Genomic DNA, 13603 nt, shown 5'->3' with positions numbered 1-13603 from the left:
CTTTCCAGATGCTTCAATTTCATGGATGACGCAGTGCGAATGCTCGCTTGGGATTCTCTCGCATGATGTCGTTGATAATCTTCTGAGCATTCTGTCCCTCATCTTCGAGGTATGACCGGAGTTTAGGAATGAAGGTTTTTAGAATGTAATCCAGTCCAATGGTGCCGTCATATCCTTTGTAGTACCCTTTTCTCGAAAAATCACCACCAACTACAATTTGAGTGTGAAGCCCTGCTTTAGCCAATTTCGATATAAACTGGATTGAACGCAGCTCCGTTTTATATTGCGGTTTGGGGATCGAATCATAGCTTAGAAAGGCGCCCCGTTCCACAAGTCTTCGATGCAGTTCCAAGTCTGGATTTTGATCCAGGTGACACAGTACAATGTGATCCGGGGACAGTCCTTCGGCCTTAAACAAATCGAGTTGTTCTTCAGCCATCGTACCTTCTTGGGTATGTGTGGATACCGGGACACCGCTATCCTTACTCGCTCTGGCGACAGCGCGTAATCCGATCTCTTCCCATGGCTGGATACAGCGCAGACTGGTTCCTATTTTCAATACTCCAGGCAAAATCCCGGTTTCTCCAACGCCGTGAACGAGTTCATGTAGTAAATAAGCTGTCACATCATTAATAGTTTGGTGTTCTAGCAGGCCACGGTTAAATGATCCTTTGTTGAAACCTGCGGCGGTGATGATGTGAATGTCGTTGTTAACTGCTATATCATGCAATTTTGCAACATCTCTTCCGTAGTCCACCGTTGTCATCTCAACAATCAAGTTTCCGCCAGCAGCCTTGAATAGCTGAATATCTTCACCGATTCGTTGGACACTGTCCAACACCATTTCCGGTTTTTCAGCTGCGATGGCTGGTGTAGCATGTGTATAGAGATGTTCATGACTATGTGCGTAATGAATGGCATCCACTGGTATTTTACCGGAAGTGGTCTGTATAACACTTGTACTCACCCGTGTCCCTGCTCTCTTTGTAGAAGTTTGACTCTTGTACCATGGGTTGGTTCACTCTTACTGATTACGCCACACTCTTCTTCGGTAATCGTCATAAGTTTCTTCAAATACTTGTTCCGATGCTTCTTTACCGATAAAATGAGCACTTGTGAGCACCAGCGGTGGCTGGCCTGCTTGAGTCAATAATTCGGCAGTACGTACTTTGATCAGATTGACAATATACGTATTAGCAATGGTGGATGTTGGCCCCACAGGATATTTCAGTGTATCAATCTGAACAGCTGCATCGCCAGGAGGAACACATGTATCAATGATGATATCTGCGATATCCAATAGTTTTTTGCCAGTGGAATGTTTAGGCGCCGATTGAATGCTGTTCTCCACACCTGTTATTGCCACTACCGGCAGTCCGCGTTCCTGTGCTTCCAAAGCCATATCAATGACGACATTTCCGGTTCCACTGGTTGAGAAGAGCAGGAAACTGTCCTCGGGTTTAAACACAAAGTTGCGCATGATCCGATTCGCCAGTCCTTCTATATTTTCAATAAACATCGCCTGACGCTGACCGTTTGCACCGACGACCTGATTATGGAAGGTCATGGACAGTTCCACGATCGGATGGAAACCTGGGAAACTCCCGTAACGCGGGAACACTTCCTCAACGGCCATACGCGAATGTCCGGAACCGTACATATGTACCAACCCATCCGAGGCAATACTTTGTGCAAACAGTTGCGAGGCTTGTTCAATATGCTCAATCTGCGTATCGTGAATATCTCGAATGATGTTTTCTCCGGCTTTGAAATAGTCGCTGTACACTTTTTCCATGTTTATTTACCATCCTTTTCTATTGGTTTTGTGTATACCCCATCGAACGTCCAATCATGGCCGCCCTGCCAGCGCCTTGCCCTCATTTAATAAGTAATTGCACGATCTTCAGATATAGCATACGATACGGTTGATACCATTACGCCAAAAGAGGGAATATCGATGGAATACAAAACCGAATTCATTCTCCTGGAAAAAAACTTTCCGTTCGCATTTTACAATGGTAAAGGTTTCTCAAGGGATGACCGTGAAAATGGAACGATGTTTATGCATAATCATTATTGTCTTGAGATTAATTACGCTGTGGCTTCTGGCGGCACGTATCTCATTGGTGACAGTTCTTATCCTATTGAGAAGGATGATATCTTTATCATCAACAACTACGAATACCACGCCGCTCTAAGCACCTCGCAAGAGATGGAACTTAAGATCATTGTTTTTGATCCAGATCTGATCTGGCAGAATGAGCAGATGGATTATCAATATATCAAGGCCTTCTATGAATGGTCTGACCATTTTAAGCATCGTCTGACCCGAGACAACCAGATTTCAGAGAATATCGGTCAGATCATTTTCGATATCGAACAGGAATGGAATGAACAAGCAACCGGATATAGACTGGTCATCAAAGCTCTTCTTTTGAAAATGCTTGCGATATTGTACCGAAGCTTCGAAACAACCAGCCAGTATTCCGAGAAAGTGCTTCAGTTTCAGAATGAATATATACGGATTATTGAGGCTATTAACCACATAGACAACCATTTTACAGAGTCGATAACCCTTCAGGAACTAGCTGATAAAGTGCATATGAATCCAAATTACTTCTCCACTTTTTTTAGTAACGTCATGAACACGCCTGTCTCTGCTTATATCATCAAAAGAAGACTTCGATATGCTTGTCTCAAGCTCACCACATCGGAGGATAGTATCATCAGCATCGCCATGGAGTCCGGCTTCAACAATGTGTCATACTTCAACCGAACCTTCAGAAAACATTTTGGAATGACTCCGCAACAATACAGACGGCAAATGAATTAGGCCGATGGTGTATTGAGTTTCAGCCAGCAGTATAGAATCCAGGCGTGAGGATGAGCGCAAAAGACCGGGATGGCGGCATAGTCATCTGACTGGTCAGGTAATCCAACTTCGGGAATTAAGGAAGACTCCACATTGTCAGAAGCGGACCAATAAGAGGACCAGTATGACGGGAACGATTGGGCGTAGTTAGCAAATGTCATGTTTTGAAGTAGTCTCTTGGCTTCTACACGGTCAAATTGCAAAACACCCAGTATGACAGGACCATTCAATGCCCACCAGAATCCTCCGTTCTCTCTCGAGCCTTTATCGAAGTGTTCATCTTCAAATTCAGGTTGCTGCTGCTCACGTGCGCCCAAGGTTTCTCCCGAATATAGCCGTTGAGAGAGCTCACTGTACAATATTTGCTTTCGTTCAATGGGCAGCTCATCGATCATTAATGTGTAACCCTGAGGTTCAAGAAACATATTGTCTTCGCCATAGGCTTGATCATTGAAATACATACGCTTTGGAAATGCCCTGCTCCCCATATCCTTCATGAATGCATCCAGAACAGACGATCGATACAGATTCATACTGGTGCAGAGGTTGTCGATTTTGGCTCCGAACGTTGCCATGGCAGGTACCTTTTGCGCATTACGAAGTTCAGGGATCAGTTGTTGGAGAATGCTAATGGCCATCGCAGAGTTCATGTGAGATTCACCCGTGAATAACACCTTGTTATATGGAACGTCAACAATATAATAGACTGCATCGTTCCAATCTGAATTCAGTAGCCGGACCAGCCCATGTGAACCCACTCCGATATCGCTTAGCAGAAAAAGGAAACATTTTTCCACCATATCCAGTACAGTTGTCTTGGCTTGATCAATGACAGGATATGGCTCAGTCTCCTCTTTCAAAAATGCATAATCACCGGTAACGCTCAAATACTCAGAGATCAACATGAAGAAAAACAATTGTTGGTCACTCGTAAAGTATCGTTCGTTCCCCGCATACCCATGACCCGTTTCCACCAGACGAATCTCTCCGAACGGCGTTGTTCGCTTTAGCATGTAGAGCAGCACGCTGCGCGCCAGTTGCGGATTGTAGTACACCAATGGGAGCGCGTGTTGAAAGTTGTCCCTCGCACTGGCATGAACTCCCCAATCGTAATCGTAAATGGTGCCTTGAGGAATCTTGGTCTCTTTGTAAAAATGGCTATAGGTTGCCATGGCCTCCAAGACGTAAGCATGCCACCTCAGTTCCTGCCTGAGCTGATTATCCGCTTCATCTTCAAATGAAGGAATAATATTCAACCATTCTTGGGCAAATGCGGAAGCTGGACCTTGCCGATTATCCAGCGTACTTCCCTCACTTGGCTGTACCGCAAGCTCTTTTACGATTTTTTCAATGCCAACGGGCTCATCTTCGAACGCGAATCCAATGATCAGCTGAACGACTTTCTTCTCGCCGGCTGGTATCGTAAACGCATGTCGGGCAGAGATTTCACTGTTGTTATGGCTTAGATCTGTATCGCCAGAAACCGACTGCATGAACAGAGACGGTGGAAATCCCTCGTATTGGGACATCGATTCTCTGGAAGGGAACAACAGTGGATCATCCGCAACACTTTGAAATTGAACCCCGATTCGCTGGTTCTTATCATCGCGAAATACCGAAGTTTGATACTGTACTTTGGCAGATTCCGGTGCTACAGTCTGATACTGAATCTCCTTGTATTTCGCGGTTACTGCCTCGAAATAAGCCAAGTCCACCTCTTGATCATCTCTGTTGTGGATCGTCACTGTAAGCAGAAAAGCTGATGCTCCGTCATAGGGAGAAAGCGATGGCTTGACAGACAAATTCCTTTCGACCGACAGGTTTCCAATCGTGTATGCATAATTCGCGAACCCGCAACCGAAGCTGCGTTTGCATACAGATGGATCTGCAGACAGAGACTGCATTCCGGTTAGCGTGATGGATTCTTTTATATTACCGCCATCCAGAATATCCAGCACAGACCGATTCATCCCGGAGTTCTTGGTCTCGCCCTGATTCATGCGTCCCCAGGATCGCTGTCCTGTAATTAACTCATACTCTCCACTGACATGTGTAAAAAGTGTTAGCTGATAATTTCCTAATAGAAACCACGGATCTTCGGGTAGTTTAACGGCTCTACCGTCAGGTAATCTGGAGGAATAAGGAATCTCCCCGATATAATCGAAACAAGGAAGCCCTACTGTATCTTTCATCCATTCTCCAATATCGTTGTTATATGAATTTTCTATAGGATTCATATTGATATTCATCTCCTTCACTCTACGAATATTCATGGATGTGTTGTGTGCCTTTTTTCTTCATTATATGTATAGCTGGAGCACATTGCTTCGCTTATGTTTACAATCCATTGCACTATCTTCAGATTAGGGAATTGGGTGATTAATAGAGAAAGATATTGTAAAATAAAGCTTAGCTTTATCGTTCTCGTTGTATGGGAGGAAACCACATGTTGAAAGCAAAGTATGCAATAGAGAATGGATCTATTTTTCAAAAACTGGCGCTGGGTCTGGTTTTGATGTTTGTGCTCATCGTGCTTATCTTCTGGTGGATCTATCAATTAAACGTAAAAGAAATTCAGCGTGAGTTGCAAAAGAACAAACTCGGTGAAGTACGATTCATGTCCTCTCAACTGTCTAATCAATTTGAACAGGTATTAATGAATGCGCTCACATTATCGGAGGATCAATCCGTCAGGGGTTACACGTATGTACTTCATTACGGAAATGACTTTGCGAAATATAAAGCCAAACTTGAGCTGATTGACAAGTTGGCTCTTAACAGTGCTTCAACCTCATGGAACAATACAATTATTCTCTATTATCCGGACCAAGAGGATACCGTATCTTCTGATCCCGAATTTTCATTTCGACCGTTCTCCATGTCCGAAGATCCGCTCAATCAATGGACGCTGCACATGAACAAGGACGGTACAGGATATTATTCTCATCTTACCAAAGGACATCGAGGTCCCATGTACATCGAAATCAGGATCTCACTGGATGTGCTGCAGAAAATGATGTCAGAATACACTTCCGGGACCCCGATGCTGTATGATTCCCATTATGGAACCGCGATCCGGGGAACAGGCTCTCTTCAACTTGCACAAGCCGATTCTCAGGTTATTCCACAGATCAGGAATGATAGTGGCTTCTTCGATATCTCATTTCAGGACAAGGACTATTTCATTAGTTATATGAAAGCGAGTATTCTGGACTTGTACTTTATCGACTATCATCCCACCAGTCAGCTTCGACAATCGATTTCACGTAACAATACATTGTTTGTGCTGGCACTTATTGCTCTGCTTCTGCTCTCTCTTTTGTACAGCTTGGCTCTGCGTAATCAGGTTCAACAGCCGATCATTCGTTTGCGTAAAGCAATTGACCGATTCGACCGGGGAGATTTCTCAAGCCGTGTCGATGAAACACACACCCTGGAATTCCGAATATTGGGTCGATCATTCAATCGGATGGCCGAGAATACCCAGACGTTGATTGAACAGGTTCTGCTTGGGGAGATTTCCGTCAAAGAGGCCCGGCTGAAGCAATATCAGGCCCAGATCAATCCACATTTCCTGTACAACTGCCTCAACTATATTCAAAGCAAATCCAGTATAAAGGATTATGAATCCGTTACAGCCATGACCTTGGAGCTGGCTTCCTATTGCCGTTACATTCACCGAATTGAAGATATGGATTCCACATTGGGCGAAGAACTTCGTTTTGTGAATCATTACATGTCCATCATACATATGCGTAAAAAAAGTATTACCTTTGATATCCATGTGCCGGACCAACTTCTCTCCATCCGTATCCCGCGCATGATTTTGCAGCCGCTGGTTGAAAATGGCGTCAAACATGGCATCGAGCCCTCCATGGGTTCAGGCCAAATTACGATTCGAGCGGAGCAAAATGAAGAGGCTATACGTATAACGGTTGCGGACAACGGCGTAGGAATGCCGGCGGACCGACTAGCACAGATTCGCAAACATATGGATGTATTGACCCGTCCGGAAGAACAAATCGGAACAGGGGTACGTAATGTGAATCAGCGAATAAGGCTCACATACGGCAAACGATCGGGATTGTTTATTCATTCCAGCTTATCCGAAGGAACCCTGTGCATCATTACCATACATAAGGAGGATATTGCAGATGCATCAGGTACTATTAGTTGACGACGAATCATATGTTATTGACGATCTTGAGATCTCGTTTCCATGGCATCAATATCGTATTGAGCGCATTCACAAGGCTTACTCCGGTATGCAAGCTTTATCGATTCTGGATGAACAGACCGTAGATATTGTCATTACCGATATTTCAATGCCTGTCTTAAACGGATTGGAACTGATCCGACAGATCAAGGCTGTAAAACCCAACCTGCCCTGCATTTTGCTCACCGGTTATGCCGAGTTCGAGTACGCTAAAGAAGCGACCAAACATGGCGTTGTGGAATATTTGTTAAAACCGCTTGATGTGGAAAAATTAGGAGCCTGTCTAGAAAAAACGGTGCTATCGATCGAAGATCAGATTCGCAGAGCCTTATCCTATGAACAAGCAATGAACTCGTTTCGAGAACATCTGCCTTCGCTGAAGGACAAGCTGCTGAATCAGTTGATTGAGGGTAACCGTTATACAGAAGATTTACTGAACGACAAGTTGCAACATTATCATCTGCCCTTCAGGGACGGAGATGATGTTCAGCTCATTCTCGTTCGGCTGGAAGAACATTTCACCCGACATACAACGAGCAGTCTGCAGCTGTTTGAATATGCCGTGACCAATATTGCATGTGAGTTATTCAACATGGCTTTTCATACCTGGCATTGTCGCGATCATCACGATTACCTGGTATTTCTGTTGAAGCCTGTTGGGACGAGCGCGTTAAGTGCCCCTTCAGTGACGATGCACAACGAGCAGTCTATGAAGCAGCAGCAGGATCTTACACATCTTTCCTTGCAATTGCATCACAATGTCAACGAATACCTGAACGGAGGTATTTCCGTTATCCTCAGCCATAGGGGCACACTCCAGCAGGATATCCGTGATATGCATGAGCAAGCCATTTCGGCGCTAAAAAAGCAAGTAGGCAATGGCACAGGGTATTTCCTCTCCCTCGCAGAGAGGTCACGTACCCTTTCCGTTCGGTCATTGCATATTCTGTATGAACCACCAACCTTTAATCACTTGCTCGAGACGGGACAGTGGGAATCGTTCCAAGAGCGTCTGCACCGAATTGAGGCTGCATACAGTGCTCTGCCTGAACAAACAGAAGAACATCTGGATGAGATTCGAATTGTATTATTATCCGCCTATCATTACATTGCCCACAAAAATCATACGCTGTTATCAGATCTGGTCGGTAACGAATGGATTCCACGTGTTGCATTTCGTTCGGTATCGCAACTTACGGATTGGGCTGGAAATATTCTTGAACGGCTGCGAACGAAGCTGGAAGAACAGTCTTTTGATGAACAACATGATGTCATTCATCAAATCCAGACGTTTGTATCCAATAGTCTGGATTCGCTCAGTCTTCAGTCCATTGCAGATCATGTGTCATTGCATCCGGTCTATGTCTCTAAGCTGTTCAAACAACTTCAAGGGATAAGCTTGAGTGAGTATATTCTAAGCGTCAAAATGGACCTTGCCGTGTACTTGCTTAACCATTCGCAGGATAAAATTTATGAGATTTCCGACAAACTGGGATACGCTAACTCCCAATATTTTATCAAGGTATTCCGTGACAAATTCGGTATGACGCCTCAAGATTACCGGGAGCAATGAAGAAAAAAACCGCACTTGACGCACACAGGCTTCATTCGCCAGTGTACATCGAGTGCGGTTAGTAATTTATTTCACAGTATCATACCACGCGTTCACTTCTTCAGTAATTTCTTTGCCTCCCGAAGTCGAGTGTTGTTCAACGAATTTGTCAAAATCATCGACTGGGGATTGGCCATAAATGATTTTATTCAATACTTCTTTTTCCAACTTGCTCAGCATATCGCCCCGGGATACCTGCGTTTTTGTTGGTACACCCGTGAACATCTCAGGCATAACAATATCTTTCTGGTCGATGACAATCTTGGCTGCCATGATCTGTTCAGGTATTCGTTCCGACAAGTTCTTCTCATACTGATTGGCTGGCTTTTGACCGTCTGCAAGCTTGGCCAATGTACTCATCATCAGATTAGGTATTATCGCCCCATCAAAAGTTAACGTATAACGTATAGCATCGATCCAACCACCTGGGATCTTGTCGCTTTGCAGCTCTTTATATACCTCTCCGTCTGGACCTATCTCATAGTCATAGCCTTTAGCAAATCCGTTTACGAATGTTGTGCTCTCTGGATTAGCCCAGTTATCGTACAGATAGTTCTGATATACAAAGAAAGCGTCTTTATGCTTCATATCCTTATTGATCAGAACAGCTCCTGCACTAATTGGCGTTCCATGACGTCCAATCTTGCCGTCAGGACCGGCGGGAAGCGGATAAGCCTTGTATTCAGCCGTCGGCACATTTTTTTCCAGATCCGGGATGGGCCAGCCTGTCATCCAGTACGGGCCAACAATGATACCGGACTTTCCTGCGGTGAATGCCTCAGTTGCCTTGGTCTCGTCATAAAGGCCTGCTTCTTTGTCAATATAGCCCTTAGTCATCCATTCGTTCATCTTGGCAAGTGCTGGCTTCATCTCAGGCTGAACTGAGCCGTAAACCAGCGAGCCGTCCGGCGCTTTGTTCCACTGATTAGGCATCGCTCCGAACATTCCGAAAATCCAGCCGGAATCGGACATCCATGTATTCAGGTTATTCTTAAAACCTACGGATAAAGCAATGGTATCCTTCACACCGTTTCCATCCGGGTCCTGGTTTACGAAAGCATCCATAACTGTTTCCAGTTCGGCGAGTGTTGTTGGCGCTTTCAAATTCAGATTTTTGAGCCAGTCCTCCCGAATGTACATTACTGGATCATTGTTGTGTGCGTTCTCCAGGATGGGAAGTGCCATTCTTTGACCATCACGGATATATGGATTCCACACGTTCGGATCTTCCGCCATTGCTTTTTTGTACGTATCCGATGCATATTTATCGAACAGTTCTCCCGCATCCGTGAATTGACCCGATTCAATTAAATCACTGATTAGCGTAGGGTCACCGCGGAAGGAGATAATATCCGGCATTTTCTGACCAGATGTCAACATGAGACGAAGTTTGGTCTGGTACGCATTATTCTGTTCGCTGACGGTCCACAGATATTTGATGTCGATTCCGAGCGTTTCTTTGGCCCACTTGGTATGGACGTTATTCTCGATGTTCTCCCCATTTTTGAATTTCAGACTGCTCGTGATCGGAAAAACTGTTGAGATCGTGACTGGCTCTACATACTTTCCATTCTCAAACTGGGCGGAATAATAACCATCACCACCGCTAGTCTCGGTTTCAGATGTAGGTTCACTGCTACATGCCGCGAGTACACCGGACAGCATCGTGGTAGCCAGTAAAATACGAAGCGGCTTTTTCCATGTTTTAAACATATTTGTCTCCCCCATAAATGAAATTAATTGAATTAACCTATTAAATGCATTGACCTCGTGTTATTCCTTCACAGCACCAAGCACAATCCCTTTAACGAAAAAGCGCTGCAGCAATGGATACACAATCAAAATGGGCGCCATGCCAATGAAAATCTGAGCGGCTTTGATCGTTCGTTGCGAGATATTTTCCAGGTCCTCAGGACGTACGGACACCTTACTAAAGTCCTGCTGTACAATGATTGTCTGGAGGAAAGTCGCAAGCGGATATTTTTCGTGATCCGTCAAAAAAATCAATCCATCGAACCAAGCATTCCAGTGGCCTACCATCGAGAAAAGGGATAGCGTGGCAATGGCTGGCATCGACACAGGTAAAAACACAAGAATCAAAGTTCGAAAGTAACCTGCACCATCAATGAAGGCTGCTTCTTCCAGCTCTTTGGGGACGTTGCGAAAGAAATTCAACAACAGGATCATGTTCCAGACGGATACCGCTCCAGGGAGAATCAGCACCCACATCGTATTCAACAAATTCAGCTTCTGAATTAGAATGTAGAATGGAATTAATCCGCCACTGAACAGCATCGTGAATACAAAAAACCACGTGTATAGATTCCGCCTTTTGAAATTACGATTCTCCCGGGATAGTGGATATGCCGCGAGAGTCACAACGATCATACTCACGAGTGTTCCCAGTACCGTTCGTTGTACAGCGATCCACAGGGAACGCAAGAAATTTTCATTAACTAATGTTTTGGCGTACGCGTCTAACGTAAATTCCACCGGAAAGAGTCCAACCAGGTTGGCGTTGGCAGCTGCTTTCCCGCTGAAGGAGACCGCAAGAATATGGATCAATGGAATGATACAGAGCAAGGATAACAGAATAAGAAACGTATAATTGAACACAGTGAATACTTTGTAGGGTTTGGTTTTATGATACATGTCATCAAGTCTCCTTCCTAGAAAATACGATAATTCGCAAATTTGTAAGCTGCTCGGTATGCGATCACGATCAGAACGAATCCGACCACCGATTTGAACAAGCCGACTGCTGCCGAGAATCCAAACTTGCCATCCACAAGACCTACTCGATAGACAAAGGTATCAATGATGTCACCCTTATCGTAAACCAGCGGATTATACAGGTTGAAAATTTGGTCAAATCCTCCATTCAAGATATTGCCCAGGGATAACGTTCCTACTACGATCATAATCGGTATAAGGGAAGGAATCGTAATGGACCAGGTTTGTTGCCAGCGGTTCGCTCCATCCACTTCAGCAGCTTCATACAGCGCCGGGTTAATCCCTGCCAGCGAGGCGAGAAAGATAATCGCCCCGAATCCGAATTCTTTCCAGATATCGCTTGTGACAACGACCGTTCTAAACCAGGTACCATCCCCCAGAAAAAAGATAGGTTCAAGACCAAACACTGCTCCGAGAAATTGATTGATCATGCCTTTCGTTGCCAGCATGTCCAGCAATATTCCACCAAGGATAACCCAGGAGAGAAAATGCGGCAGATAAACGAAAGTCTGTATTGTTTTCTTAAAGGGTTCTTTTCGTACTTCGTTCAGCAGCAAGGCAAATATCAGTGGTGCAATCAGACCTCCTATCAGTTTCATGCCGGCAATAATCAGGGTGTTCCAGATCACCTGCACATTCTCCTGCATGCTGAACAAGAATCGGAAATGCTCCAGGCCAATCCAGGAAGATTTGGCAAACCCAAGCCAGGGCTTGTAATCCTGAAAAGCAATGACCAATCCGCCCATCGGTATGTACGCAAATATGAACGTCAAGACTACCGCTGGCAACAACATGAGATCCAGTACCAGCGTACGCTTGAAGCTTTTTTTGCGATGGGGACGCCGAGGACTCGGACGCTTCACTTCGGCTCCAATTGGTGTTGTCTCTTTTGCATTATTCATTCGTGCGCTCCCCTTCTCTACTGTCTCCAGAGATACGAGCCGTACTCAGGTGTATCTCCGTATATTCAGTATAGATTCGTCGCTCTGAAGTCAACATGATAAAACAATAACTTCCATAACAAATTGTTAATATAGAAGTAAGGTTAGCAGGCTGTTTTGCACAACGGATAGAGAAAAAGAGAGCAACATCCTGTTTATGGACGCTACTCTCTAATTGAATTAACAAACAGTGAACTCAAGGCTCCAGCCTCCATGACATCTCCCAAAAATCAAGCTCGAAGCGACTGCACATCACGAAAATATCTTCCATCCGTTGGTACGTTTCCTCGCTACAGCCTTCTAATAGCTTATCCGTTAACGTCACAAGGGATTGATTGCTACTGTTGTATTCAGAGGAAGCATATCCTGTAATCCACTCTCCATAAAAGGGATGATCAGCTGCACCTGGTTTTTGGGCAAGGACTTGACCAATCTCTGCATAGCTCCATGAGCAGGCCAGAATGGATACGAGTACTTCTGCTATGCCGCCCGCATGGGAAACAGAGAGCATATAGTTAGTATAGGCTGCATTTTTCAGTGCAGGTTTTACCTGAAAAACGTGATCCTCTGTAATTCCTAATCGCTCCATATAAGAACGATGAATTTTCATTTCACCATTCAGGATGTTATCTACGTTTTTACTAAAAAACTGCATCAATTTGGGGTCGTGCGACTTGACGATGCCAAGTGCAAATACACGGGCATAATCGTACAGGTATAAGTAGTCTTGCAGCAAATAATAACGAAATTGTTCAACCGGTAAGGAACCATCTCCGATCCCTTTAACAAAGGGATGCTCAAGACATTCCTTCCACACAGGCTGTGCTGCCTGGTATAGTCGCTCTGAAATAGTCAACATGTGTTCCTCCAATTCAGATTGTACGATCTAAAAACAAAAAAACGAAACATCCATAGGATGTTTCGCAGACAAATACACTACAACAAGGGATTGGCATGAGCTACCCAAGTACAGCGTTTCATCGTTGCATCCCTACGTTGGCATTATCCAAATCAGGTAAGGTCGGTTTAACACCCTCTCAGCCGGTTAAGGCTCCCTCGCAAACGGTTGTATGTAGTTGAAAATAACGTCCATTTAGTATATCAATGGCTGTTAAATATAGTCAAGACAGATTTTATCGCCCCTCATCAGCTTCGGTGACGTATTTAAACTATGAAAACCATCATAACAAAGGTTGAGTTTTACCATTGTCATGATAGTTTCCATTTTT

At 44.5% G+C, this 13603-nt stretch carries 10 protein-coding genes and 1 riboswitch; of the genes, 3 read left to right on the top strand and 7 right to left on the bottom strand.

All coding sequences use genetic code 11. The features are described from left to right. Positions 1-19: 19 nt before the first annotated feature. Positions 20-967, bottom strand: coding sequence for a phosphotriesterase (locus OM416_RS01565; protein WP_264926351.1), 948 nt, complete (start codon positions 965-967; stop codon positions 20-22). A gap of 57 nt (positions 968-1024) precedes the next feature. After that, complete coding sequence (locus OM416_RS01560; RefSeq protein ID WP_264926350.1) at positions 1025-1795, bottom strand: SIS domain-containing protein; 771 nt, start codon at positions 1793-1795, stop codon at positions 1025-1027. Positions 1796-1957: 162 nt separating this feature from the next. On the opposite strand from OM416_RS01560, the gene OM416_RS01555 reads away from it, so the two are divergent. Next, complete coding sequence (locus OM416_RS01555; protein WP_264926348.1) at positions 1958-2833, top strand: helix-turn-helix transcriptional regulator; 876 nt, start codon at positions 1958-1960, stop codon at positions 2831-2833. Here the strand turns inward: OM416_RS01555 and OM416_RS01550 are convergent. Then, a complete protein-coding gene (locus tag OM416_RS01550; protein ID WP_264926346.1) occupies positions 2830-5109 on the bottom strand; it encodes a GH36-type glycosyl hydrolase domain-containing protein in 2280 nt (759 codons plus the stop codon). The two genes, OM416_RS01555 and OM416_RS01550, sit on opposite strands and share 4 nt — an antisense overlap. A 209-nt stretch (positions 5110-5318) precedes the next feature. Between OM416_RS01550 and OM416_RS01545 the strand changes: the two genes are divergently transcribed. After that, the gene (locus tag OM416_RS01545; RefSeq protein WP_264926344.1) at positions 5319-7049 is read left to right on the top strand and encodes a sensor histidine kinase; all 1731 of its coding nucleotides are present in this window, start codon (positions 5319-5321) and stop codon (positions 7047-7049) included. After that, a complete protein-coding gene (locus OM416_RS01540) occupies positions 7027-8661 on the top strand; it encodes a response regulator (RefSeq protein ID WP_264926342.1) in 1635 nt (544 codons plus the stop codon). The genes OM416_RS01545 and OM416_RS01540 overlap by 23 nt, the downstream gene beginning before the upstream one ends. Before the next feature lie 66 nt (positions 8662-8727). Here the strand turns inward: OM416_RS01540 and OM416_RS01535 are convergent, their stop codons facing one another. The 4 genes from OM416_RS01535 to tenA all read right to left on the bottom strand — a co-directional run bounded on the left by OM416_RS01535 (position 8728) and on the right by tenA (position 13233). Then, positions 8728-10413: an extracellular solute-binding protein gene (locus tag OM416_RS01535; protein WP_264926340.1), complete on the bottom strand. Its 1686-nt coding sequence runs from the start codon at positions 10411-10413 to the stop codon at positions 8728-8730. Positions 10414-10473: 60 nt separating this feature from the next. Beyond that, complete coding sequence (locus tag OM416_RS01530) at positions 10474-11352, bottom strand: carbohydrate ABC transporter permease (protein WP_264926338.1); 879 nt, start codon at positions 11350-11352, stop codon at positions 10474-10476. A gap of 17 nt (positions 11353-11369) precedes the next feature. Next, positions 11370-12227, bottom strand: coding sequence for an ABC transporter permease (locus OM416_RS01525; RefSeq protein WP_264928763.1), 858 nt, complete (start codon positions 12225-12227; stop codon positions 11370-11372). Between the two features lie 343 nt (positions 12228-12570). Continuing rightward, positions 12571-13233, bottom strand: coding sequence for a thiaminase II (tenA, locus tag OM416_RS01520; protein ID WP_264926336.1), 663 nt, complete (start codon positions 13231-13233; stop codon positions 12571-12573). A gap of 111 nt (positions 13234-13344) precedes the next feature. Then, positions 13345-13442: riboswitch (TPP riboswitch) on the bottom strand. Between the last annotated feature and the right edge of the window lie 161 nt (positions 13443-13603).

Source organism: Paenibacillus sp. LS1, assembly GCF_026013365.1.
GTDB lineage: Bacteria > Bacillota > Bacilli > Paenibacillales > Paenibacillaceae > Paenibacillus.
This window is presented reverse-complemented; position numbering and strand designations above follow the sequence as displayed.